The organism is Micromonospora sp. NPDC003197 (genome assembly GCF_053590565.1).
Genome location: NZ_JBSFTE010000034.1, coordinates 14,029 through 36,123 on the forward strand (window position 1 = coordinate 14,029; position 22,095 = coordinate 36,123).

Here is a 22,095-nt window from a genome sequence, read left to right on the forward strand (position 1 = left end):
TCGCATGGGCAGACGATTGAGATGATCAGGGAGGCGGTGCGGGCATGGACCTGACCGGCGCGAAGTGGCGTAAGAGCACCCGGAGCAGCGGCAACGGGGGCAACTGCGTGGAGGTCGCCGACAACCTGCCCGATGTGGTGGGCGTACGGGACAGCAAGGACCCGTCCGGCCCGGTGCTCGTCTTCGCCCCCGCCGCCTGGCGTGCGTTCGTCACACAGACCAAGGACAACTGAGCGTTCGTGGCTCAGAGCAAGGAGAGCTGATGTCGAGGACGCACAGCTACGAGTTGACCGTGGACTGGACCGGGGCCGGGGACACCGGCACGATCAACTATCGCGCGTACGGCCGGGAGCACGAGGTCACCGCCCCGGGGCTGCCCCCGATTCCGGGCACCGCCGACCCGACCTTCCGGGGCGACCCGAGCAGGTGGAACCCGGAGCAACTGCTCGTCGCCTCGCTGTCCCAGTGCCACCTGCTGTCGTACCTCAGCCTCTGCGCACGCAGCGGCGTCGTGGTAACCGCGTACGTCGACAACCCGATCGGCACGATGACCGAGATCGGCGACGGCGGGAGTTTCACCGAGGTCGTGCTGCGTCCGAAGGTCACCGTCGCGTCGGTGGATCAGGTGGAGAAGGCCACCGCGCTGCACGAGACCGCGCACGAGGTCTGCTTCATCGCCAACTCGGTCAATTTTCCGGTACGCAACGAGCCCATCGTCCTGGTCGCAGGGTCAGACGGCTCCAGGTGATTGCTCGGCGGCTGGCTGGGACGCGGAGTCCTGCACGAGCTTCATCGACACGAGCTCGGTGAATCCGGCGCGTTTGGCGAAGCGCACCTTCTGCCGCTTGTACACCGTGAAGCCGAGCTTGGTGTAGACGCGGAGGGCGGGTGCGTTGGTGTCCTTGATGTCCTCAAGGACGTACTCGCGATATCCGGGCAGCGCCAGCAGGTGACGCAGCAACGCGGTCGCGACGCCGCGACCCTGATAAGCCGGCTCGGTGGCGACGAACCCGATCTCGCCAAGCCCGGGCTGGGCACCGTCGAAGGGCCTCATGAACCAGCGCCGGATCACCACGTAGCCGAGTAGCCCGCGCACCAGCCCGAGGTGACGCCGGATCTCCGGCCATCGCGGCACGAACAGCGTCTGGTCGCCCTCGGTGAACGAGGCGAGGCCAGCGGGCTCCCCGTCCACGAGCGCGATGTAGAACCTTTCGAGCAGCAGCATGTGCTCGAACGCGTCGGCCAACTTGTCGGTGTCGCGCGAGAACGCGACGAAGTCCTCCGCGAAGCTGCGCACGTAGATTTCGGTGATCCGGCGCCGGTACGCCTCGCCGAGCTCGTCTCCCCGTTTGACGCCGACCATCGTCTCGGCCATCCCGCCCACCCCCGCTTGTCACACAGCCGTACGGGGTTGACGATATCCACCGGCACGCACCCGCCAACATCCACTGCGGATGGTATCGGCGCTCAGGTGTCGTGCCGTTCGACCACCCGTTGCACGGCCCGGTAGATCTGACCGAACCGTAGTGCGTCCGAGGTACTCAGCAGCAGGATCTCCTGCCCTCGGCGCTGCACCCACAGCTCGTGGATCCGCGCGCCCCGGTCGTAGGAGCGGTCCAACCAGCCCAGCGGCAGCTCCAGGAACGGGGCCAGCGCCAGCGCGCCGACCACGCAGATCGCCAGGATGACGCCCGGCACCAGCCAATCGCCCCGGTCGTGGGCGGTGTAGGCCAGGGAGAGCACACAGATCACCGCGAGCAGCGGCGGGATCGACAGCAGAAAGATGAGTACGCCCCGTCCCACCAACCTGCCGCCCTCGCGTACGGAACCGCGGCGACGGACGTGCCAGACGTAGGTCAACTCGGCGACCGGAATACTGTGGCCACCTGCGGAGACCGCCTCGGAGGTCACCTGCACCGAGTTATCGCGGTAATAGATGGTCACCATTCCAGCTAACCGTGTCTGTCAATACCGCCCGATCCCCGGACAGACCGGCGAGCATGCACCTGGCACCCTGTACGGACCGCCCGCAATGTGACGGGCGGCCTCGTACGTCGGAGAGGTGTGGTGCCCGGGTGGCCGCAACGGGGTGGAAGAACGCGTTCTACGGGCTGCTGCTGTTGGGCGGTCTGGTGGTAATGGTCGTGGTGCCCGGGGTGGTGTCGTGCGCGTTGCCCAACGAGGGGCGACCGCTCACCGAACGGCTCGACATCGGGTACGGCGCCACGATCCAGCCCCCGGCTGGCTCCCGGCTCAACCTTTCCGACTCCCGTCCCGGCAGCGGTGAGGTGATACTGCTGGTCGACGGGATGGAGGTGCAGCTCAGCGCCCAGTCGTTCCGAGGTGACGCCGAGCCTTATGTCGCGCACGCCCGAGACAAGTTCCAGCGGGACCAGGGACTGCAACTGCTCGGGCGGCCCGAATCGACGCGTACCACCTCCGGGGTCACCGGCGAGCGTGGCTCGCTGGTCGCCGAGGACGAGTACGCCACCAGCGAGAGCGGCTGCTACACCATCCTGACCGCCGGTTCGGTCGGCGTCGTCGCCCTGGTCACCCCGGTTACCAACTGCGCTGTCCTACCCGCGTCACTGAACGACGCGCTCGCCAGCATCGAGATCGAGGGGGCCGCATGACCCGGCCATGGTCGCCGCTGCGTACCCCGACGTTCTGGCTGCTGCTGGCCACACTGGCGCTCGGGACGCTCGGCACGCTTCTGCTGATGTTCTTCATGGCCCTGGTTACGCCCCTGGCCGCGCTGGTCAGCCTGCCCCCACTGCTGATGTTCGGCCTGCTGTCACTGCTGCTGATCCGACAGCTTGACCACCTCGGCCGCCGCCCGTGGTGGCTGGTGTTCATGGCGTACGCCTGGGGCGCGACCGCGTCGATCGTGGCCGCCAGCGGATTCAACTGGTTCGCCGACGTCATTTTGGCCAAGGTCTTCAGCCCGTGGTTCGCCGCCGACTGGGGTGCGGCGATCGTCGCCCCGATCGGCGAGGAGATCATCAAGGGCATCGGGGTGGCGCTGCTGATCCTGGCCGCCCGCCCGCATCTGCGTACCGTCTTCAGCGGAGCGGTGTACGGCGCGATCGTCGGCGTCGGCTTCACCATCGTGGAAGATGCCACCTACGCCTGGACCTCGGCAGACGAGATGCTGCCCGACAACATCGGCGAGGCGTTCCGCATCCTCGTGCTGCGGATCATGGTGCCGGGCGTGGCCGGCCATCCGCTCTTCAGCGCCCTGGTCGGGGCCGGGATCGCCTACTTCGCGCTGCGTACCGACCAGAGTCGGGGCCGACGGTTCGGCATGCTCGGGCTGGGCTTCGGGCTGGGGGCGCTGTGCCACTTTGCCGTGAACGCGCCACTCGGGTTCGCCGCCACCAACGCCCTGGACAAGCTGCCCGGGTTCGCCCCGCTGGGCGGTCTGCTGCTGGTCATCGCCGCGCCCGCCCTGCTGGGCTGGATCTGGCTGGCCCGGATCCGGCGTACCGAGACAGCGCAGCTCACCGCCGAACTCGCCGACCCGACCCGGTTCGCGGATTCGGCTCTGTCCATCGTCCCGGCTGGTCCCGCCGAATCTGCCGCTGCCGAGGTTGGCACTGGCGGAGCTGATGCTGCCGGATTTGGCACTGCCGAACCTGGCACTGCCGAACCTGGTGCTGGCGAGCCGGCGACTGCTGCGGTGGCGACGGCGGAGGAGGCGTACACCCTGGGGTCCTCGCTTCGGCGCTTCCGGGTCGTACGCGCGGTCCGCCGGGCGCACGGTGCTGCCGCAGCAGCGGCCGTTCGCCGCCTGCACCGGGCACAGCTGCGGTTCGTGCAGCTCCCCGTCGACCCGGTGCCGGCCGCCCCGGCTGTCTACTTTCCGGCCATCCCAGCTCAGCCGATACCCGCCCCGATCGCGTCGGCCCAGCCGACTCCGATTGCAGTCCCGGCCCCCGCAGCACCAGTCCAGGACGCACCCGCAGCTCCGATCCAGAGCGCCCCCACTGCCCCGGTCCAAGGCACCCCTGCTGCGCCTGGCCAGGTGGCCGCCCCTGTCCCCTGGCCGTATCCACCGATGGCTGGTCATTATCCGCCGCCCTTGCCGGGACAGTGGACTCCGTACGGACCCGCGCCGGTAGTTCCAGGGCAGTGGCAGCCAATCCCGGGAGGCCAATATCCACAGTCCGTGCCGGGCCAATATTCACAGCCCGTGCCCGGCGGGCAGTGGCCGCCGGTACCCGCCCAGTATCCGCCGCCCGCACCGGGGGGCTGGTATCCCACGCCCCCCGCCCCACCCGGGTACCCCATGCCTGCCCCACCCGGGTACCCCATGCCTGCTCAGCCCGGGTACCCCATGCCTGCTCAGCCCGGGTACGGCATGCCCGCCCACGCCTGGTATCCGATGCCCTCGCCGCCGGTCTGGCAGCCGTCGGCCCCCCGACCGACACCCGTGCAGACGGCTCGGGTCGAACTGGCCGCCGCACGCGCCGAGTTGGCCCGACTGACCGGCTCGGAGCACCCACCCGCTTCCCCCGGTACGCCGGAACCGGCACCGGCCTGGCTGCTCGCCACCGGATTCGGGCTGGCCGTGCTCGGCGTGGTGCACTGGGCGGCCGTGCTGCTCGGCGTACTGGTGATGGGTGTGCCGGTGGTCCTGGCGTGGCGGCGGCAGCAGCCGCTCCCACCCCGGCTGTCCTGGGCCGTGGCCGCTGTTGTCTTCAGCGGCTATCTCTGGCTGACCAGTTGGGTGCTGCTGCTGCTCTTCCCCGGCGAGGTTTGAGCACCCAGCGCGACCTGATGCGTGTTTGATCTCGTGCTGGTCTTGATCAAGAACGAACTGGGAACGGTTGTTGTTGCTCCGGTGACAACAACCGTTCCCAACGGCAGATGTGCTGGAGCCAGTACGCGGAACCAGCGGAGTGCTCGGCCATAGCTCAATGCGGGAAGGCCCGGGGTGTCCGGGGTGAGATCTCCGCACGGAACTGCTCGATCCGGAGGCTGACCTGACGCATCCCGACGGTGTGCTCCAACCGGTCCAGATAGAGCGACTGTCGGGCCAGGGCGTCCAGGTCGACCGTGAAGTAGATCGCCATCAGCGGGTTGACGAACAGGGCGCTGCCCCGGGTGCGGGTGGTGAACTGGTAGTCGCCGCACTCGCCCCGGGTCGCCGCCGCGATCTGGCCGTTGACGATGCTGGGCCGGAGTGGGGTGGCGGCCTGCGCGTCCGCCGCCGCGTCCCGGTACAGCGTCGCCGCGCGACTCTGGCTGGGGATGGAAAGCGCCCCGAGGTACGCGCCTTCGCGGTCGAGAGCGGCGATGTTCTCCAGCACCTGGACGTGGTTGACCCCGTGGTACGCGTCGATGCCGAACCCGAGGCAGGTGACCAGTTTGGTCGGCAGTTCCAGCCCGGCTGTCGCCGCCAGGCTGGTCATGTCCTCCTCGGGCGTTCCCAGGCCGGTCTCGTCGCCGCGCAGCAGGATGTCGGTTCCGCCGTCGACCAGCACGAGTGCGTCGACGTCGAGGTGCTTGACCAGGGTGCGGTAGGCGGCCCGCAGCGGCTGCACCCCGGTCCGGGGGAAGGCGTGGACCGTGGCGGGGAGATCGTGTGTGGCCAGCCAGCGGGCGAGGGTCCGTTCCGGGAAGTAGTCGTCCGGCCCAGCGGTGTCCGGCTCCACCACGGCCAGGTTCTCGTCGAGCCAACTGTCCAGGTCGAGCAGTTCCAGTTGGGTAAACGACAGGTTGGCCAGGTGCACCTGTCTGCCGGTTTCGAGCAGCGTCAGTGCGAGCGGCAGACCGGCGTAGATGTCGAAGCCGCCGCCGGCCCCGGCGATGAGGATGTTGCGCGCCCTGCTCAGCGCCGCGAAGAGTGGTGGAGTCGCCAGGGACGGCGAGTTGCCCGGTGGGATCACATAGCTGCCCGGTGGGATCACGGGCGGGATCCGTGGACGGGCTGGCCGCTCTCCAGCGCTCGTTGCAGCGCTCGGTAGATCTGGCCGAACCGCAGCGCGTCGCTGGTGTGCACGAGCAGCACCGGCCGGCCCTGGAAGTCGGCCCAGATCTCCAGGTCGTGCGCGCCTCGGGCGTACGACCGGTCCAGGTGTTCGAGTAGGAGGTCGGCGATCGGCCCGGCGGCGAGACCGACCAGGCAGGCGATGCCGACCAGGAGGATCGTGACGGCCAGGGATGCGTCGATCCGCAGCGCGACCACCAGTCCGATGATGGCGGCCACGATCGGCCCGACCAGTGCCGCGCCGATGGCACCTCGGCCGGCCAGTTCCCGCCACGAGCGGCGGCCCCGCTGGTGCCACACCCGGGCCAGTCCGCGTAGCGGATAGCTTCGCCCACCGACCCGGATGGCATCGGAGGTGACCTGTATGGCGCGGTCGTCGTAGTAAGTGATCATTTCCGACCCCGATCGTTCCGCTACCGGACAACCTACCCAACGAGCCGGGGACGTACGCTGGCTCGCGACTTCGACGTGGAGGTGCAGCGTGGGGGACTTCGTCCGCCTGGAGATCAACGACGGCATCGGCACGATCCGGCTGGACCGGCCGCCGATGAACGCGCTCAACACCCAGGTGCAGGAGGAACTGCGGGCCGCGGCGACGCAGGCCACCGCCGACCCGCAGGTTCGGGCGGTCATCGTGTACGGCGGCGAGAAGGTCTTCGCGGCCGGTGCCGACATCAAGGAAATGGCCGAGATGTCGTACGTGGACATGGCCGAACGGTCAGCCGACCTGTCCAGTGCGCTGGGTGCCCTCGCCCGGATCCCCAAGCCGGTGGTCGCGGCGATCACCGGATACGCCCTCGGTGGGGGCTGCGAGTTGGCGCTGGCCTGTGACTGGCGGGTGGTCGCCGAGGACGCCAAGCTCGGCCAGCCCGAGATCAAGTTGGGCATCATCCCCGGTGCCGGTGGTACGCAGCGGCTGGCCCGCCTGGTCGGCCCGGCCCGGGCCAAGGACCTGATCATGTCGGGGCGGATGGTGGACGCGTCGGAGGCGCTGCGGATCGGGCTGGTCGACCGGGTGGTGCCGGCGGCCGAGGTCTATGACGCGGCGGTGGCGCTGGTCAAGCCGTACGTCTCGGGCCCGGCGCAGGCGCTGCGCGCGGCGAAGCTGGCGATCGACGGTGGCCTGGAGATGGACCTGGCCTCCGGGCTGGCCTGGGAGAGTCAGCTCTTCGCGGCGCTGTTCGCCACCGACGACCGGCGCGAAGGCATGGCCGCGTTCGTCGAGAAGCGTAAGCCCGACTTCACCGGCCGCTGACGGTTCACCGGTCGCCTGACCGCGAACATCAGGGGCGTTGTGCCCTTCTTGCCATCCCGACTGACCGGTAACATGCGGCCGATCGAGGCCAATCGCGGCCCCTGAGGGCCATCCATGCCGATCGACAGGAGCGACGATGACGGAGCGGATCGAAGGCAACGGCGGTGACCTGGTGCTGGCGGCCCTTCAAGGCTACGGGGTGCGCGAGATGTTCACCCTCTCCGGCGGTCACGTCTTTCCGCTCTACGACGCCGCGCACCGGGCCGGGGTCGCCGCCGACGGCCAGCCGGTGATGCGGATCGTCGACGTCCGACACGAACAGTCGGCGGTCTTCGCCGCCGAAGCGGTCGCCAAGCTCCAGCGCCGCCCGGGTCTGGCGGTACTCACCGCCGGACCTGGCGTCACCAACGGCATCTCCGGGTTGACCAGCGCCTACTTCAACGCCTCACCGGTGCTGGTGCTCGGGGGCCGGGCACCCGCCTTCCGGTGGGGCTCGGGCAGCCTCCAGGAGATCGACCACGTGCCGCTGGTCGCGCCGGTCACCAAGCACGCGGCCACCGTCTTCGCCACCGAGGACATCCCGACCGCGATCACCACCGCGTTGACCGCCGCGCTCAGCCCGCACCGGGGACCGGCCTTCCTGGACCTGCCACTGGAGGTGGTCTTCTCGACCGCCGACGTCGACCGTCCCGCCGTGCCGGTGATCGCCCCGATCGAGCCGGACCCCGACGAGGTCGCCAAGGCCGCCCGGCTGATCGCCGGGGCGCAGCGGCCGGTCATCGTCGCCGGCTCCGACGTCTACGCCGGGGACGCCGTCACCGCGCTGCGGGCGGCGGCCGAGGCACTGGGCGTACCGGTCTTCACCAACGGCATGGGTCGGGGAGCACTGTCCCCGGAGCACCCGCTCGCCTTCGCCAAGGCCCGCCGGGTCGCGCTCAAGGGCGCCGACGTGATCGTGGTGGTCGGTACCCCACTGGACTTCCGGCTCAGCTTCGGCGACTTCGGTGACGCGCAGGTCGTACACATCGTGGACGCCCCCCAGCAGCGGGCCGGGCACGTCGAACCGGCCGTCGCGCCCGCAGGTGATCTGCGGCTGATCCTGTCCGCGCTGGCCGAGTATTCCGGCGACCGGACCGACCACGCCGACTGGATCGCCGAGCTGCGGGTGGCCGAGGACGCGGCCAAGGCCAAGCACGCCGCCGAGATGGCCGCCGACAGCGACCCGATCCGCCCGGCCCGGGTCTACGGCGAGCTGCGCCAGGTGCTGGACCCCGACGCGATCACCATCGGCGACGGTGGTGACTTCGTGTCGTACGCCGGCCGTTACCTGGAGCCGGCGCTGCCCGGCACCTGGCTCGACCCCGGGCCGTACGGCTGCCTCGGCACCGGCATGGGTTACGCGATGGGGGCCAGGATCACCCACCCGGACCGGCAGGTGTGTGTGCTGATGGGCGACGGTGCTGCCGGCTTCTCGCTGATGGACGTCGAGTCCCTGGTACGGCAGAAGCTGCCGGTGGTCATCGTCGTGGGCAACAACGGCATCTGGGGTCTGGAGAAGCACCCGATGCAGGCCATGTACGGCTATGACGTGGCCGCTGACCTGCAACCTGGGCTGCGTTACGACGATGTGGTGACCGCCCTCGGCGGGGCGGGGGAGACGGTGGCGAAGGCCGGTGATCTCGGTCCGGCGCTGAAGCGGGCGTTCGACGCCGGCGTGCCGTACCTGGTCAACGTGCTCACCGACCCGGCCGACGCCTACCCCCGCTCGTCCAACCTGGCCTGACGCCTACCCGGTCAGGAACTGAAGGAGTACGGGCCGAACCGACCCCAGACGACCACGGCCGCCAGCACCAGCAGGACGATGTTCATCACGACCGACTGGACTTCCTTGCGGCGGGCGTGGACGACGATCGCGCCGATCATGACCACGACCAGGCCGAGCGCGGCCAGTGGTACGAGCACCGGGGCGATGTCGAGGATGGCAGGCAGGATCAGCCCGATCGCGGCCAGCACCTCCAGCCCGCCGAGGAGTTTGACCAGGCCGGGGTTGGTTCCTTCGACCCAGTGCATGCCGGAGGCGAGCAGCTTCTCCTTCGGCTGCAGCACCTTGTTCGCTCCCGCGAACAGGAAGGCGACGGCCAGCAGGCCAGCAATGATCCACAGAACGATTTCCACGGGGCCCTCCGGCCGCTAGGTGACTTCAAGTGTTGAGTGAAAGCTAGCGGCACTCACTTCAAGCTTCAAGTCATCGGGCGGAGGAATCACTTCAGGCGTGAAGTTATGCTGGAGGCATGGAGCGCGCGGAGGAGCCACGCTGGCTGGATGACGAAGAGCAGCAGACGTGGATCGCACTGGTCGGTTTGCTGATCCGGCTCTCCGGGTCTCTGGACGCGCAGCTACAACGTGACGCCGGGATCAGCCACTTCGAATACCAGGTGCTGGCCGGACTCTCCATGTACCCCGAGCGCACCATGCGGATGAGCGAGCTCGCGGCATTCGCGGAAGGCTCACTGTCCCGGCTCTCCCAGGTGGTCGGCCGGCTGGAGAAACGTGGTTGGGTACGCCGCCGACCCGACCCCACGGACGGCCGCTACACGCTGGCCGTACTCACCGACGACGGCTGGACCAAGGTTGTCGAGACCGCACCCGGACATGTCGACACGGTCCGCCGGCTCGTCTTCGACCCGCTCACAAAGGCACAGCAGCGTCAGCTGCGGGAGGCCGGTCAGCGCATCCTGCGAGCCATCGATCCCGACACCGCCTGCCCTCGCAGCCACTCGAACTGATCAATGCCCGCCGGAGACCCCTGGGTGTCGTCCGGTCTACCCGTTGCTCGGCGTGGTGTCGTCGCGGGGCGGCTCACCGGACTCGCGGCGACGTAGGTCGTCCTCGCGGCGACGCAGGTCCTCCTCCCACTTCTTGAACATCTCCTGGTCCTGCTTGGCGCGTTGGGCGTCGAGGGAGCGGAGGAACTCCGGGTCATCGTCCGGGGCCACCTGACGCGGGCGGTTCCGTTCCGGGGAGCCCCCACCCGGCCGTAAACCGCTATCTGGTTTGCCAGCGGGGGCCGGGCGGCCGGCGAGGAACCAGCCGATCGAGCCGACCAGCGGGAAGATCAGGATGATCAGCACCCAGACGAACCGGGGTAGGGCGCGGATCTCCCCTTCTTCGGCCGACAGGCAGCTGATCAGAGCAACTGCCGCGAGGATGATCTGCGCGATGAAGAGGACGACGTACAGGCGGGCCATTGGACAATGATGGCCCATGACCGACGGCCCGCCCACTCCGACAAGGGTGATCAGCCCACTCCGACAGGGTTGATCAGGTTAGTCCGGCGAGGATGAACAGCACCCCGAGCGTGGCGAAGCCGACGGTGATCAGAGCGACCAGCGGCAGCGCGAATCCGGCACCGTCGGCTTGCTCCCGAGTCCGGCCGGTGAGCCGGGGGAAACTGACCAGCGCGAAGGCGATCCAGCAGCCCAGCGCCGCGCCGATGATCGATCGAGCTACCCAGGGCATCGCGTGGATTCCTTTGATCAGGGCCAGGCGGGTGACGAGCAGGGTCACGATGATGACCGCCAGGTTGGTCCGGAGCCAGGCCAGCCGGGTGCGTTCGGCGACCAGCCCGGGTTTGGCACTGTCCGGTGGTGCCCCGGGCTCGGGACTCAGTGGGGGTGGCCCAGACGGTCGACTCACCGGACACCGCGCGACGGCAGCAATACCACGACCACCAGCAGCAGCGCACCGACACTGACCAGGATCGCCAGTACGGCGGGCAGCCGTGTCGGCGGTAGCTCCTGACCGAGCCGCATGGCCCGCTCGGTACGGATCCAGCGGTCCACCGCCCCGACCGCGACCGATGCCCCGAGCAGGAGCAGAACCACGGCGATCGCCTCGCGTCCGTGTGCCACCGGCAGCGGGGGAAGGAACTGGGCGACGCCGAGCCCACCGGCGATCAGGGCCAGCCCGGTACGCAGCCAGGCGAGGAAGGTCCGCTCGTTGGACAGGGAGAACCGGTAGTCCGGTGCGGTACCGACCTGGCGTACCTCCCGGGTGTCGAACCACTGTTTGATCGTCTGGAGCACGACAGGGAATATCCGGTTGCTTGCCGACGTAACCTGAGCGCATGACCGATCTTGACGTTTCCGCACTTCGTGCGGCCTATGACAGCCAACTTCGGCCGGAGGTTCCGGATCCGATGCCGGCCGGTGTCACCGTCGAGCGGGACGGCCCGTTGGTGCGGGTCATCGGTCAGTCCTCGGGCGGTTTCCTCACCTATCGGGACCTGGGCGGGCTGTCCGGGGCCGAGCTGGACGAGCTGATCGTCCGACAGCGGGAGATCTTCGCCCGTCGGGGCGAGCAGGTCGAGTGGAAGCTGGTCGAGCACGATGAGCCGGCCGATCTGGGCGACCGGTTGCGGGCCGCCGGGTTCGAGCCGCAGGCACGGGAGGCCGTCGTGGTTGGCCCGGTCGCGCCGCTGGCGGCCGTGCTGCCGGTGCTGCCCGAGGGCGTACGGCTGCGTGAGGTGACCGCTCGTGCGGACCTGGACCGGATCGCGGAGATGGAGACGGCGGTCTGGGGTGAGAACCGGTTCCGGGTGGCCGACATGCTGGAGAAGGAGCTGGCCGCCGGGGCCGACCGGTTGACCGTGGTGGTGGCCGAGGAGGTCGAGACCGGGCAGGTGTTGAGCGCGGGTTGGGTGCGCTACCAGGCCGGCACCGGGTTCGCCTCGCTCTGGGGTGGGGCGACCCTGCCCGAGTGGCGGGGTCGGGGGATCTATCGGGCGCTGGTCACCCACCGGGCTCGGCTGGCCGACACCCGGGGGTTCACGCTGATGCAGGTCGACGCCTCCGACGACAGCCGCCCGATTCTGCATCGGCTCGGGTTCGTCACGATCACGACGACCACCCCGTACGTCTACACTCCATGATGTGGATCAACAGCTGACGGATGAGGAGAGGCAGGTCGTCAAGACCGCCGCGTTCGGTGCCGTCTTTCTGGTCTCCAACGCCGACCCCGGGGTGCTCGACCTGATCCGGGAGAGCTTCGCTGCCTCCAACGTCTTCGCCGACTCGACCGGTCTGGTCAAGGAGGTGCTGACCAGCGGGGGCCTGCCCCGGTTGGCCAGCGACTCACCGGCCGACGTGGAGCGGGAGGTGCTGCCGGCGTTGCGGCAGGCGGTGCAGATCCTCGAGGCGAAGGTGCCCAATGAGGTCGACCAGTACCGGGCCACGGTGGTGGCGGCCGTCGAGCAGGTCGGGCAGGTGTCCGCCGGCATCACCGAGGTGGAGGCTGCGATGATCGCCAAGATCCGGTCGACGCTGGGGCTTTCGGACTGACCCGCCAGATCCCGTGTACGGCGTCCCGTACGCAGTGGTGGCGTAGCCGTCCACACCGACATCGATGACCCTGTTTCGGATCCGATCCGCACCGCCCGGTCGAATCCGGCTCGCCCACTGCTGCGGCTTCGGCCTGCTCAGCTGATGGGGCAAATTGCCCTGACATTTCACGACACCTCCCGATTTTGGCACTCTACGCGCTGATCGCTGACCAGGTGAGATGTGTCACTGAGGGCTCGTCGGAGCGTTATGCTACTCGCAGGTAACATGGGCGTCGTGGGCGACTCCACAGCGCTCAATGGTTGACCAAAAGTCAGTGAACGCGGGAGGCTGCGCCCCAAGAACAGGGCGTGGGATGGCAACACCAACAGGAGGGTCGTCGAATCGCGATGAACATCGTCGTACTCGTCAAGCAGGTGCCCGATTCGGGCGCGGACCGCAACCTGCGCAGTGACGACAACACCGTCGACCGCGGCTCGGCGAGCAACGTCCTCAACGAGATGGATGAATACGCCATCGAAGAGGCGTTGAAGATCAAGGAAGCTCACGGTGGCGAGGTCACCGTGCTGACCATGGGCCCGAGCCAGGCCACCGAGTCGATCCGCAAGGCGCTGTCGATGGGGCCGGACAAGGCCGTACACATCCTGGACGACGCGCTGCACGGCTCCTGCGCCGTGGCCACCTCCAAGGTGCTCGCCGCCGCGCTGCGTACCCTCAACGCCGACCTGGTGCTCTGCGGTTCCGAGTCGACCGACGGTCGGGTCCAGGTCATGCCGCACATGCTCGCCGAGCGGCTCGGCGTCGCCGCGCTGACCGGCGCGCGCAAGCTGACCGTGGACGGCTCGACGCTGACCATCGAGCGGCAGACCGAAGAGGGCTACGAGGTCGTCACCGCCACCGCCCCCGCCGTGGTCTCGGTCTGGGACACCATCAACGAGCCCCGCTACCCGTCCTTCAAGGGCATCATGGCGGCCAAGAAGAAGCCGGTGCAGACCCTGTCCCTGGCCGACCTGGGCGTCGCCCCGACCGAGGTGGGCTTCGACGGCGCCACCAGCACGGTCGTCGAGCACGCCAAGCGTCCGCCCCGCTCCGGCGGTGCGAAGATCACCGACGAGGGCTCCGGCGGCGCGCAGCTGGTCGAGTTCCTCGCCACCGAGAAGTTCGTGTGAGGAGTCTGAGTCATGGCTGAGGTACTCGTAGTCGTCGAAGCCACCAGCGCTTTCGGCGTCAAGAAGGTCACGCTCGAACTGCTCACCCTGGCCCGCGACCTGGGCACCCCGGCCGCGGTGGTGCTCGGCGGCCCCGGTGCGGTCGCCGCGCTGAGCGACAAGCTCGGCGAGTACGGCGCGGAGAAGATCTACGCCGCCGAGAGCGAGGAGATCGACGGCCACCTGGTCGCCCCCAAGGCCACCGTCCTGGCCGAGCTGGTCAAGCGGGTGCAGCCGGCCGCCGTGCTGCTCGCCTCCACCCAGGAGGGCAAGGAGATCGCCGCCCGGCTCGCCGTCAAGCTGGACAACGGCATCCTCACCGACGTGGTCGGGCTGGCCGCCGACGGCACCGCCACCCAGGTGGCCTTCGCCGGTTCGACCGTCGTCAAGTCCAAGGTCACCCGGGGCCTGCCGCTGGTGACCCTGCGCCCCAACTCGGTCACCCCGGCCCCGGCCCCGGCCACCCCGGCCGTCGAGCAGGTCGACATCCAGCTGGGCGACGCCGACAAGCTGGCCAAGGTGGTCAACCGGGTCGCCGAGCAGAAGGGTTCCCGCCCTGAGCTCACCGAGGCGTCGGTGGTCGTCTCCGGTGGTCGTGGCGTCGGCAACGCGGACAACTTCAAGCTGGTCGAGGAGCTGGCCGACCTGCTCGGCGGCGCGGTCGGCGCGTCCCGGGCGGCCGTCGACTCCGGCTACTACCCGCACCAGTTCCAGGTGGGGCAGACCGGTAAGACGGTCTCGCCGCAGCTCTACATCGCGCTCGGCATCTCCGGCGCCATCCAGCACCGGGCCGGCATGCAGACGTCGAAGACGATCGTCGCGGTCAACAAGGACGGCGAGGCGCCGATCTTCGACCTGGCCGACTTCGGCGTGGTGGGTGACCTGTTCAAGGTCGTACCGCAGGCGGCGGACGAGATCCGCAAGCGCAAGTAGCTCCACCCCGCAGAGCGCTTCGCTTCCTCCTGCCGGCGAGCATTCGGCGGAAAGGGTGGCCATCCGACCTCGGATGGCCACCCTTTCCATCTGAGCAGCGGCGGATAGGCTGGTAGGCGATGGCATATCTGGATCATGCGGCGACCACCCCGATGCTCGACGAGGCACTGGCGGCGTACGTCGACACCGCCCGCGAGGTCGGCAACGCCTCCTCCCTGCACGCCTCCGGCCGGCTGGCCCGCCGCCGCGTCGAGGAGTCCCGGGAGCGGGTGGCCGCCGCGCTCGGTGCCCGTCCGTCCGAAGTGATCTTCACCGGGGGCGGTACGGAGAGCGACAACCTCGCGGTCAAGGGCATCTTCTGGGCACGTCGCGCAGCCGATCCGACCCGAACCCGGGTGGTGGCCAGCGCGATCGAGCACCACGCCGTACTCGACTCGGCGCAGTGGCTGGAACGGCACGAGGGCGCCTCGGCGAGCTGGCTGCCGGTCGATGCGGCCGGGCGGCTCAGCCCGGACGGGCTGCGCGCGCTGCTCGACGAACACGGCGACCAGGTGACCCTGGTGACCGCCATGTGGGCCAACAACGAGGTGGGCACGGTCCAACCGGTGGCCGAGCTGGCCGCGGTGGCCGCCGAACGGGGGATCCCGTTCCACACCGACGCCGTACAGGCGGTCGGGCAGGTGCCGGTGGACTTCGCGGCCAGCGGGGTGGCCGCCCTCACCGTCACCGGGCACAAGCTCGGTGGCCCGGTCGGCGTGGGCGCGCTGCTGCTCGGTCGGGACGTGGCCTGCACCCCGGTCCTGCACGGCGGGGGCCAGGAGCGGGACGTCCGCTCCGGCACCCTGGACGCGGCCGGCATCGCCGCCTTCGCCGTGGCCGTGGAAAAGGCCGTCAAGACCCAACAGGAGTACGCGGCCCGGGTCGCCGCACTCCGCGACGACCTGGTGACCCGGGTACGGCAGACCGTGCCCGAGGCGATCTACAACGGTGATCCCGTGCACCGGTTGCCGGGCAACGCGCACTTCTCCTTCCCCAGCTGCGAGGGGGACGCCCTGCTCTTGCTGCTCGACGCCCAGGGCATCGCCTGCTCGACCGGATCGGCCTGTTCGGCCGGGGTGGCCCAGCCCTCCCACGTACTGCTGGCGATGGGGGCCGACGACGACCGGGCCCGGTCGTCGCTGCGCTTCGCCCTCGGCCACAACTCGACCGCCGACGAGGTGGACGCCCTGGTCGCGGCGCTGCCCGGGGTGGTCGAGCGGGCCCGCCGGGCCGGTGTGATCAAGTCGGCCCGGGGGTGACCTGGTACCGCTCGTCCGGGCGGCTACCCTCGACGGGATGGGGGAGGTGAACCGGTGAGGGTTCTGGCAGCCATGTCCGGCGGGGTCGACTCGGCGGTGGCCGCCGCACGGGCGGTGGCGGCCGGGCACGACGTGACCGGCGTGCATCTGGCGTTGGCCCGTAACCCACAGACCTACCGGACCGGGGCCCGAGGCTGCTGCACCCTGGAAGACTCCCGCGACGCACGTCGGGCAGCGGACGTGATCGGCATCCCGTTCTACATCTGGGACATGGCCGACCGGTTCCACGAGGACGTGGTGGACGACTTCGTCGCCGAGTACGCGGCGGGCCGCACTCCGAATCCGTGCCTGCGCTGCAACGAGAAGATCAAGTTCGCGGCGGTCCTGGACCGGGCCGTCGCCCTGGGCTTCGACGCGGTCGTCACCGGCCACCACGCCCGACTCGGCCCCGACGGCCTGCTGCGTCGCAGCGTCGACCTGGCCAAGGACCAGTCGTACGTCCTGGCGGTGCTCACCCGCGAGCAGCTCGACCGGTCGATGTTCCCGCTCGGCGACTCCACCAAGGAGCAGGTACGCGCCGAGGCGGCCGAGCGCGGCCTGGCCGTGGCCGACAAGCCCGACTCGCACGACATCTGCTTCATCGCCGACGGCGACACCCGGCGGTTCCTCGCCGAGCGGCTGGGCGAGGCCCCCGGCGACATCGTCGAGGCCAGTACCGGTGCCGTGCTCGGCTCACACTCCGGGGCGTACGCCTACACGGTGGGCCAGCGCAAGGGGCTGGCGCTGGGCGTACCGGCCGCCGACGGCAAGCCACGCTACGTCCTGTCGATCACCCCGAAGACCAACACGGTGACCGTGGGCCCGGCCGAGGCGCTGGAGGTGTCCACGGTCCAGGCACAGCGGCCGGTCTGGACCGGCGGCCCGACCCCCACCGGCCCGGTCGACTGCGAGGTGCAGCTGCGGGCACACGGCAACGTCGTGCCGGCGACCGTACGCCTCGACGGCGGCACGCTCCACGCCGACCTGCACCGGCCGATGCGTGGCGTCGCCGCTGGTCAGGCGATCGTGGCGTACTGGCCCGACCCGGCCGGCGACGTGGTGCTCGGCTCCGCCACCATCACCGGTTAACCTTCCGCCCGTGGAGCAACTGGTGCACGAGCAGAGCCCGGCCGAGGAGCAGCAGACCGAGGAGCAGCAGACCGTTGGCGGCTGGCCCTGGCCGGCGGGGGCGGCGACCGGAATCGGCTCCCTGCCCGGCACGGACGTCGCCGAGGCGCAACGGATCGTCCTGGGTGAGCTGCCGGCCCTGCCGCACGTGCCCGAACTGCCGGCCCGAGGGCCGGGGGCAGACCTCATCGGGCGGGGCGCCAGCCTGCTGGTGGACCTGCCGGTCGAGCTGTACGCCGCCCGGTGGCGCATCGCCGGCCGCCCCGGCCGGGACCTGCGCCGCGCCCACGACCTGATGGAACGGGACCTGGACCAGCTCACCGAGCAGGCCGAGGAGTACGCCGGCCCGATCAAGGTGCAGGCGGCCGGCCCGTTCACCCTGGCCGCCAACCTGGACCTGCCCATCGGCGGGCGAATGCTGCGCGACCCGGGGGCGGTACGGGACCTGACCGAGTCGCTGGCCGAGGGGCTGCGCACGCACGTCGCCGACCTGCGGCGGCGGCTGCCCCGGGCACGCGTACTGCTGCAACTCGACGAGCCGTCCCTGCCGGCGGTACTGGCCGGGCAGATTCCCACCGAGAGCGGCTTCAGCGTCTATCGGTCGGTCGAGCCGGGCACCGCCCGGGCGCTGCTGGCAACGGTGATCGAGGCGGTGGAGACACCGGTCGTCGTGCACTGCTGCGCGCCGGACGTACCGCTGGAGTTGATCCGTACCGCGGGCGCGGTGGGGGTGGCCTTCGACCTGGACCTGGTCAAGCAGCTCGACCCGCTCGGTGAGGCCATCGACGCCGGCCTCGGCCTGCTGGTCGGGGCCGCGCCCACGTCGCCGTCGTCGAACGGTCGCCCGCCGGCCTCGGCGCAGGTCGCCGACCGGGTACGCCAGCTCTGGCACCGCCTCGGCTTCCCGATCCGCCAGCTCGCCGAGCAGGTGGTGGTGACGCCCGCGTGTGGCCTGGCCGGGGCCAGCCCCGAGTACGTCCGCGCGGTGCTCACCGCGTGCCGGGACGCCGGCCGCCGACTGTACGAGGATTAGCCATCGGTCTGGCCGGGCAAGAGGCCGGACATGATAGGAAAACTGCGCACAGTTGTGATCGACTGTCCGGAGCCGCGTGCCCTGGCCGACTTCTACAGCGAGTTGCTCGGGTTGCCGGTGACCTCCGACGACGGCGCGTGGGTGGTGATCGGCGGCGGGGAAGGTGAAGCCCGGCTCGCCTTCCAGCAGGCCCCCGGGCTGCGCGAACCTCGCTGGCCCGATCCGGAACGTCCACAGCAGCTGCATCTGGACGTGAAGGTGGACGATGTCGAGGCGGCCGAGGCCAAGGTGCTCGCGCTCGGGGCGAAGCGACTGCCCGGCGAGGGCGGCGGCTTCCGTGTCTTCGCCGACCCGGTCGGCCACCCGTTCTGCCTTCTCTGGGACTGACCGCGGTCCGTCTGGGCTGGGACTGGCCGCGTCTCGTCCGGGCTGGGACTGGCCGCGTCCCGTTTGGCGCTGGTCGTAGCCGTCACCGGTGGCGGGAGTCTGCGAGTATGGCGGCCATGATCGAACAGCCCGCTGGGTCGGTTGATGGAGTCGTGGGGAAGCAGCGCGCCTCGGGGTCGTTGTTTGGGCTGGCCTACGGTGACGCGTTGGGCAAGCCGACCGAGTTCCTGACCGTCGCGGAGATCCAGCGGCGCTACGGCCCGGGCGGTCCGCGTGCGCTGACCGGGCAGCCGGCCCTGGTCACCGACGACACCCAGATGGGATTGGCGGTCGCCTGGGCGCTGCACGAGGCTCGCGCCGCCACCCCGGAGATCCTGGAGCCGCTGCTGCGGGAACGCTTCCTGACCTGGGCATCCAGTCCGGACAACAACCGGGCACCAGGGATGACCTGCCTACGGGCCTGCGGGGAGCTGGCCCGGGGCACGCGCTGGCAGCAGGCGACCATCGCCGGCTCGAAGGGGTGCGGGGCCAACATGCGGGTCACCCCGGTCGGGCTGGTGCCCGACTACGACCTGGACACGCTCGCCGGAGTGGCCCAGCTCCAGGCCGGGCTGACCCACGGTCACCCGACCGGGCTGGCCGCCAGCGAGCTGACCGCGTACGCCGTGCGGGTGCTCCGCGACGGCGCGAGCCTGACCGAGGTCCCGGCCCTGCTGCGGCAGCGCGCCCTGGAGCAGCGCACCGTCTACCGGGGTGACTGGCTGGGCGACCTGTGGCAGCGGCCGGGCATCACCGACCCGGCGGAGTTCATCGCCCGGGGCTGGGACGAGTGCCTGGACGTACTCGACCGGCTCGACGCGGCGCTCGCCACCCCCGACGACGGGGGCGACCCGTGTGAGCGTACCGGGCAGGGCTGGATCGCCGAGGAGGCGCTGGCCACGGCGCTGCTCAGCGCGCTGTGGCACCGCGACGACCCGGTGGCGGCGCTGGGGCGGGCGGCCACCACCGCCGGTGACTCGGACTCCATCGCCGCGCTGGCCGGGGCGTTCCTCGGGGCTGAGCGCGGAATGTCCGCCTGGCCGACCGCGTGGCAGCACCAGATCGAGTACGCCGACCAGCTCGCCACCCTCGGCGCGGCCTGGGACTGACACCGGCCGCCCACGCGTCGATGTTGAGGTGGCGTTCGCGCAGGTGGGGTGGGGCGGGGCGGCGGTTGTCGTACCGTCCGGTTACCGTTCCGGGGAAGCGTGATCACGGAGGTCGCCGGTGTCCGAAGAAGTCATTCCGCAGCAGGTCAGCGCCGAGCAGGAGGCTGCGGCGGGGGCCGAGCCCACCGCCGAGGCGCGGGAGCGGCACACGATCCTGAGCACGGAGATCACCGAACACCAGTACCGCTACTACGTGCTGGACGCGCCGACCGTCGCCGACGCCGATTTCGACGTGATGCTGCGTGAGCTGGAGGCGCTGGAGGAGGAGTTCCCGGCGCTGCGTACCCCCGACTCGCCCACCCAACGGGTCGGCGGCACCTTCTCGACGCAGTTCACGCCGGTGGCGCACGCCGAGCGGATGATGTCGCTCGACAACGCCTTCGACGACGCGGAGCTGGCGGCGTGGGCCGAGCGGGTGGAGCGGGACGCCGGAGGCGAGGCGCCCTACCTCTGCGAGCCGAAGGTCGACGGCCTGGCGATCAACCTCACCTACGAGAACGGCCGCCTGATCCGGGCCGCGACCCGGGGCGACGGTCGGACCGGCGAGGACGTGACCCCCAACGTGCGCAGCATCCGGGACGTGCCGGAGCGGCTGACCGAGGGCACCGAGCCGATCCCGGAGCTGCTCGAGGTGCGCGGCGAGATCTACTTCCCGGTGGCGGCCTTCGCCGACCTCAACGCCAGCCTGGTCGAGCAGGGCAAGGCCCCGTTCGCCAACCCGCGTAACGCCGCAGCGGGCAGCCTGCGCCAGAAGGACCCGCGGATCACCGCCTCCCGGCCGTTGCGCCTGGTCGTGCACGGCGTCGGGGCCCGCAAGGGGTTCCAGCCGGTGACTCAGTCCGAGGCGTACGCGGCACTGAAGGCGTGGGGCCTGCCGACCAGCGACCGGTGGCGGGTGGTGCCGGACCTGGCCGGCGTCCGTGACTACATCGACTACTACAACGCCCACCGGCACGATGTCGAGCACGAGATCGACGGTGTGGTGGTGAAGGTGGACCCGGTCGCCATCCAGGGACGGCTGGGCTCGACCAGCCGCGCCCCCCGATGGGCGATCGCCTTCAAGTACCCGCCGGAGGAGGTCACCACCAAGCTGCTCGATGTCGCGGTCAACGTGGGCCGCACCGGTCGGGTCACTCCGTACGCGGTGCTCGAACCGGTCCGGGTGGCCGGCTCCACCGTTGCCCAGGCGACCCTGCACAACGCCCGCGAGGTGGAGCGTAAGGGGGTGCTGATCGGCGACACGGTGGTGCTGCGCAAGGCCGGTGACGTGATCCCCGAGGTGCTCGGTCCGGTGATGGAGTTGCGTCCGGCCGACGCCCGCCCGTTCGTGATGCCGACCCACTGCCCGGACTGCGGCTCGCCGCTGGCTCCTTCCAAGGAGGGCGACGTCGACATCCGGTGCCCCAACACCCGTACCTGCCCGGCACAACTGCGGCAGCGGGTGATCCACCTGGCCGGTCGGGGCGCGTTGGACATCGAGGTGCTGGGCGAGAAGGGGGCGGCGGCGCTGCTCGACTCGCACGCGATCACCGACGAGGGGGACCTGTTCCTCCTGGACACCGAGAAGCTGGCGAAGGCCCCGTTCTTCGTCAACAAGGACGGGACCCTGGGCAGCAACGCGGCCAAGCTGCTCGACAACCTCACCGAGGTCAAGCAGCGGCCACTGTGGCGGGTGCTGGTCGCGTTGTCCATCCGGCACGTCGGCCCGACCGCTGCCCAGGCGTTGGCCCGGCACTTCGGGTCCATTCCGGCGATCGAGGCGGCCAGCGAGGAGGAACTCTCCTCGGTGGAGGGGGTCGGGCCGACGATTGCGGTGAGCCTGCGGGAGTGGTTCGCGGTGGACTGGCACCGCGAGGTGGTGCGCAAGTGGGCCGAGGCCGGCGTACGGATGGCCGAGGAGCGGACCGACGAGGGGCCGCGCCCGCTGGCCGGGTTCACGGTGGTGGTGACCGGTACGCTGACCGGCTTTTCCCGGGACCAGGCGGCGGAGGCGGTCCAGTCCCTGGGCGGCAAGGTCAGCGGTTCGGTGTCGAAGAAGACTGGCTTCGTCGTGGTGGGGGACAACCCCGGGTCCAAAGCGGAGAAGGCGTTCTCACTCAAGGTGCCGGTGCTGGACGAGGACGGTTTCCGCGTCCTCTTAGCTCAAGGACCAGAGGAAGCACTGAAGGTTGCACAAAGTAACGAGTGATCTGCCCTTGGTTAACTCTGGGTATATGTGAATCTTGGCGACGTAGTGCCGCGTATTCCAAGTTCGTTACGAGTGCGTCCGTTTCGT

At 70.1% G+C, this 22,095-nt stretch carries 25 protein-coding genes; 17 read left to right on the plus strand and 8 right to left on the minus strand.

Annotated features, from left to right (window positions below):
* The first annotated feature begins 44 nt into the window (after nucleotides 1-44).
* Together ACWDV4_RS27225 and ACWDV4_RS27230 are read left to right on the plus strand one after the other, a co-directional pair.
* On the plus strand, nucleotides 45-233 hold the full coding sequence (locus ACWDV4_RS27225; protein ID WP_449984314.1) for a DUF397 domain-containing protein: 189 nt from the start codon (nucleotides 45-47) through the stop codon (nucleotides 231-233).
* A gap of 29 nt (nucleotides 234-262) precedes the next feature.
* Nucleotides 263-748: an OsmC family protein gene (locus ACWDV4_RS27230; protein WP_449984317.1), complete on the plus strand. Its 486-nt coding sequence runs from the start codon at nucleotides 263-265 to the stop codon at nucleotides 746-748.
* Here ACWDV4_RS27230 and ACWDV4_RS27235 read toward each other — a convergent pair.
* A complete protein-coding gene (locus tag ACWDV4_RS27235) occupies nucleotides 731-1,375 on the minus strand; it encodes a GNAT family N-acetyltransferase (RefSeq protein WP_449984320.1) in 645 nt (214 codons plus the stop codon). The two genes, ACWDV4_RS27230 and ACWDV4_RS27235, sit on opposite strands and share 18 nt — an antisense overlap.
* A 92-nt stretch (nucleotides 1,376-1,467) precedes the next feature.
* Nucleotides 1,468-1,947, minus strand: coding sequence for a DUF6232 family protein (locus ACWDV4_RS27240; protein ID WP_449984323.1), 480 nt, complete (start codon nucleotides 1,945-1,947; stop codon nucleotides 1,468-1,470).
* Between the two features lie 128 nt (nucleotides 1,948-2,075).
* On the opposite strand from ACWDV4_RS27240, the gene ACWDV4_RS27245 reads away from it, so the two are divergent.
* Together ACWDV4_RS27245 and ACWDV4_RS27250 are read left to right on the plus strand one after the other, a co-directional pair.
* Entirely contained in the window at nucleotides 2,076-2,633 is a 558-nt protein-coding gene (locus ACWDV4_RS27245) for a hypothetical protein (protein WP_449984326.1), read from the plus strand.
* Nucleotides 2,630-4,762 carry a PrsW family glutamic-type intramembrane protease gene (locus ACWDV4_RS27250; RefSeq protein WP_449984329.1) on the plus strand — a complete coding sequence of 711 codons (2,133 nt, stop codon included), beginning with the start codon at nucleotides 2,630-2,632 and terminating at the stop codon, nucleotides 4,760-4,762. Before ACWDV4_RS27245 ends, ACWDV4_RS27250 begins: the two co-directional genes overlap by 4 nt.
* Before the next feature lie 154 nt (nucleotides 4,763-4,916).
* Here ACWDV4_RS27250 and ACWDV4_RS27255 read toward each other — a convergent pair whose 3' ends face one another.
* Both ACWDV4_RS27255 and ACWDV4_RS27260 read right to left on the minus strand, forming a co-directional pair.
* The gene (locus ACWDV4_RS27255) at nucleotides 4,917-5,912 is read right to left on the minus strand and encodes a DUF1152 domain-containing protein (protein ID WP_449984331.1); all 996 of its coding nucleotides are present in this window, start codon (nucleotides 5,910-5,912) and stop codon (nucleotides 4,917-4,919) included.
* Nucleotides 5,909-6,385, minus strand: coding sequence for a DUF6232 family protein (locus ACWDV4_RS27260; RefSeq protein ID WP_449984333.1), 477 nt, complete (start codon nucleotides 6,383-6,385; stop codon nucleotides 5,909-5,911). Before ACWDV4_RS27260 ends, ACWDV4_RS27255 begins: the two co-directional genes overlap by 4 nt.
* An 88-nt stretch (nucleotides 6,386-6,473) precedes the next feature.
* Here ACWDV4_RS27260 and ACWDV4_RS27265 point away from each other — a divergent pair, with 88 nt between their 5' ends.
* Complete coding sequence (locus tag ACWDV4_RS27265; protein WP_449984335.1) at nucleotides 6,474-7,247, plus strand: enoyl-CoA hydratase/isomerase family protein; 774 nt, start codon at nucleotides 6,474-6,476, stop codon at nucleotides 7,245-7,247.
* Nucleotides 7,248-7,383: 136 nt separating this feature from the next.
* Complete coding sequence (locus ACWDV4_RS27270; protein ID WP_449984338.1) at nucleotides 7,384-9,030, plus strand: acetolactate synthase; 1,647 nt, start codon at nucleotides 7,384-7,386, stop codon at nucleotides 9,028-9,030.
* 11 nt (nucleotides 9,031-9,041) lie between these two features.
* Here the strand turns inward: ACWDV4_RS27270 and ACWDV4_RS27275 are convergent, their stop codons facing one another.
* Nucleotides 9,042-9,422: a DoxX family protein gene (locus tag ACWDV4_RS27275; protein ID WP_449984341.1), complete on the minus strand. Its 381-nt coding sequence runs from the start codon at nucleotides 9,420-9,422 to the stop codon at nucleotides 9,042-9,044.
* Between the two features lie 116 nt (nucleotides 9,423-9,538).
* Between ACWDV4_RS27275 and ACWDV4_RS27280 the strand changes: the two genes are divergently transcribed.
* A complete protein-coding gene (locus ACWDV4_RS27280) occupies nucleotides 9,539-10,033 on the plus strand; it encodes a MarR family winged helix-turn-helix transcriptional regulator (RefSeq protein WP_449984343.1) in 495 nt (164 codons plus the stop codon).
* A 36-nt stretch (nucleotides 10,034-10,069) separates the two neighbouring features.
* Here ACWDV4_RS27280 and ACWDV4_RS27285 read toward each other — a convergent pair whose 3' ends face one another.
* The 3 genes from ACWDV4_RS27285 to ACWDV4_RS27295 form a co-directional block, all read right to left on the minus strand.
* Entirely contained in the window at nucleotides 10,070-10,495 is a 426-nt protein-coding gene (locus ACWDV4_RS27285) for a PLD nuclease N-terminal domain-containing protein (protein WP_449984345.1), read from the minus strand.
* A gap of 73 nt (nucleotides 10,496-10,568) precedes the next feature.
* Complete coding sequence (locus tag ACWDV4_RS27290) at nucleotides 10,569-10,943, minus strand: DUF202 domain-containing protein (protein ID WP_449984348.1); 375 nt, start codon at nucleotides 10,941-10,943, stop codon at nucleotides 10,569-10,571.
* Complete coding sequence (locus ACWDV4_RS27295; RefSeq protein WP_449984351.1) at nucleotides 10,940-11,332, minus strand: YidH family protein; 393 nt, start codon at nucleotides 11,330-11,332, stop codon at nucleotides 10,940-10,942. Before ACWDV4_RS27295 ends, ACWDV4_RS27290 begins: the two co-directional genes overlap by 4 nt.
* A 41-nt stretch (nucleotides 11,333-11,373) precedes the next feature.
* Here ACWDV4_RS27295 and ACWDV4_RS27300 point away from each other — a divergent pair, with 41 nt between their 5' ends.
* The 10 genes from ACWDV4_RS27300 (at nucleotide 11,374) to ligA (ending at nucleotide 22,008) form a co-directional block, all read left to right on the plus strand.
* Nucleotides 11,374-12,177 (plus strand): GNAT family N-acetyltransferase, encoded by an 804-nt coding sequence (locus ACWDV4_RS27300; protein WP_449984354.1) that lies wholly within the window; start codon nucleotides 11,374-11,376, stop codon nucleotides 12,175-12,177.
* 1 nt (nucleotide 12,178) lies between these two features.
* The gene (locus tag ACWDV4_RS27305) at nucleotides 12,179-12,586 is read left to right on the plus strand and encodes a hypothetical protein (RefSeq protein WP_449984357.1); all 408 of its coding nucleotides are present in this window, start codon (nucleotides 12,179-12,181) and stop codon (nucleotides 12,584-12,586) included.
* Nucleotides 12,587-12,975: 389 nt separating this feature from the next.
* Nucleotides 12,976-13,755 (plus strand): electron transfer flavoprotein subunit beta/FixA family protein, encoded by a 780-nt coding sequence (locus tag ACWDV4_RS27310; RefSeq protein ID WP_449984360.1) that lies wholly within the window; start codon nucleotides 12,976-12,978, stop codon nucleotides 13,753-13,755.
* A gap of 12 nt (nucleotides 13,756-13,767) precedes the next feature.
* Complete coding sequence (locus ACWDV4_RS27315; RefSeq protein WP_449984363.1) at nucleotides 13,768-14,727, plus strand: electron transfer flavoprotein subunit alpha/FixB family protein; 960 nt, start codon at nucleotides 13,768-13,770, stop codon at nucleotides 14,725-14,727.
* Between the two features lie 119 nt (nucleotides 14,728-14,846).
* Nucleotides 14,847-16,025: a cysteine desulfurase family protein gene (locus ACWDV4_RS27320; RefSeq protein ID WP_449984366.1), complete on the plus strand. Its 1,179-nt coding sequence runs from the start codon at nucleotides 14,847-14,849 to the stop codon at nucleotides 16,023-16,025.
* Between the two features lie 54 nt (nucleotides 16,026-16,079).
* Nucleotides 16,080-17,153, plus strand: coding sequence for a tRNA 2-thiouridine(34) synthase MnmA (gene mnmA / locus ACWDV4_RS27325; RefSeq protein ID WP_449984368.1), 1,074 nt, complete (start codon nucleotides 16,080-16,082; stop codon nucleotides 17,151-17,153).
* A gap of 22 nt (nucleotides 17,154-17,175) precedes the next feature.
* The gene (locus ACWDV4_RS27330; RefSeq protein WP_449984493.1) at nucleotides 17,176-18,225 is read left to right on the plus strand and encodes a methionine synthase; all 1,050 of its coding nucleotides are present in this window, start codon (nucleotides 17,176-17,178) and stop codon (nucleotides 18,223-18,225) included.
* Nucleotides 18,226-18,255: 30 nt separating this feature from the next.
* The gene (locus ACWDV4_RS27335) at nucleotides 18,256-18,612 is read left to right on the plus strand and encodes a VOC family protein (protein WP_449984371.1); all 357 of its coding nucleotides are present in this window, start codon (nucleotides 18,256-18,258) and stop codon (nucleotides 18,610-18,612) included.
* A gap of 152 nt (nucleotides 18,613-18,764) precedes the next feature.
* On the plus strand, nucleotides 18,765-19,760 hold the full coding sequence (locus ACWDV4_RS27340) for an ADP-ribosylglycohydrolase family protein (RefSeq protein ID WP_449984374.1): 996 nt from the start codon (nucleotides 18,765-18,767) through the stop codon (nucleotides 19,758-19,760).
* Nucleotides 19,761-19,878: 118 nt separating this feature from the next.
* Nucleotides 19,879-22,008, plus strand: a complete 2,130-nt coding sequence (gene ligA / locus ACWDV4_RS27345) for an NAD-dependent DNA ligase LigA (protein WP_449984377.1) — start codon at nucleotides 19,879-19,881, stop codon at nucleotides 22,006-22,008.
* Nucleotides 22,009-22,095 lie beyond the last annotated feature (87 nt).

What these genes read in the sequence shown, in the direction of transcription:
- ACWDV4_RS27335 (WP_449984371.1), top strand. Translation starts at nt 18,256, where the DNA reads ATGATAGGAAAACTGCGCACAGTTGTGATCGACTGTCCGGAGCCGCGT.
- ACWDV4_RS27320 (WP_449984366.1), top strand. Translation starts at nt 14,847, where the DNA reads ATGGCATATCTGGATCATGCGGCGACCACCCCGATGCTCGACGAGGCA.
- ACWDV4_RS27280 (WP_449984343.1), top strand. Translation starts at nt 9,539, where the DNA reads ATGGAGCGCGCGGAGGAGCCACGCTGGCTGGATGACGAAGAGCAGCAG.
- ACWDV4_RS27270 (WP_449984338.1), top strand. Translation starts at nt 7,384, where the DNA reads ATGACGGAGCGGATCGAAGGCAACGGCGGTGACCTGGTGCTGGCGGCC.
- ACWDV4_RS27225 (WP_449984314.1), top strand. Translation starts at nt 45, where the DNA reads ATGGACCTGACCGGCGCGAAGTGGCGTAAGAGCACCCGGAGCAGCGGC.
- ACWDV4_RS27285 (WP_449984345.1), bottom strand. Translation starts at nt 10,495, where the DNA reads ATGGCCCGCCTGTACGTCGTCCTCTTCATCGCGCAGATCATCCTCGCG.
- ACWDV4_RS27240 (WP_449984323.1), bottom strand. Translation starts at nt 1,947, where the DNA reads ATGGTGACCATCTATTACCGCGATAACTCGGTGCAGGTGACCTCCGAG.
- ACWDV4_RS27315 (WP_449984363.1), top strand. Translation starts at nt 13,768, where the DNA reads ATGGCTGAGGTACTCGTAGTCGTCGAAGCCACCAGCGCTTTCGGCGTC.
- ACWDV4_RS27310 (WP_449984360.1), top strand. Translation starts at nt 12,976, where the DNA reads ATGAACATCGTCGTACTCGTCAAGCAGGTGCCCGATTCGGGCGCGGAC.
- ACWDV4_RS27250 (WP_449984329.1), top strand. Translation starts at nt 2,630, where the DNA reads ATGACCCGGCCATGGTCGCCGCTGCGTACCCCGACGTTCTGGCTGCTG.
- ACWDV4_RS27230 (WP_449984317.1), top strand. Translation starts at nt 263, where the DNA reads ATGTCGAGGACGCACAGCTACGAGTTGACCGTGGACTGGACCGGGGCC.
- ACWDV4_RS27260 (WP_449984333.1), bottom strand. Translation starts at nt 6,385, where the DNA reads ATGATCACTTACTACGACGACCGCGCCATACAGGTCACCTCCGATGCC.
- ACWDV4_RS27300 (WP_449984354.1), top strand. Translation starts at nt 11,374, where the DNA reads ATGACCGATCTTGACGTTTCCGCACTTCGTGCGGCCTATGACAGCCAA.
- ACWDV4_RS27235 (WP_449984320.1), bottom strand. Translation starts at nt 1,375, where the DNA reads ATGGCCGAGACGATGGTCGGCGTCAAACGGGGAGACGAGCTCGGCGAG.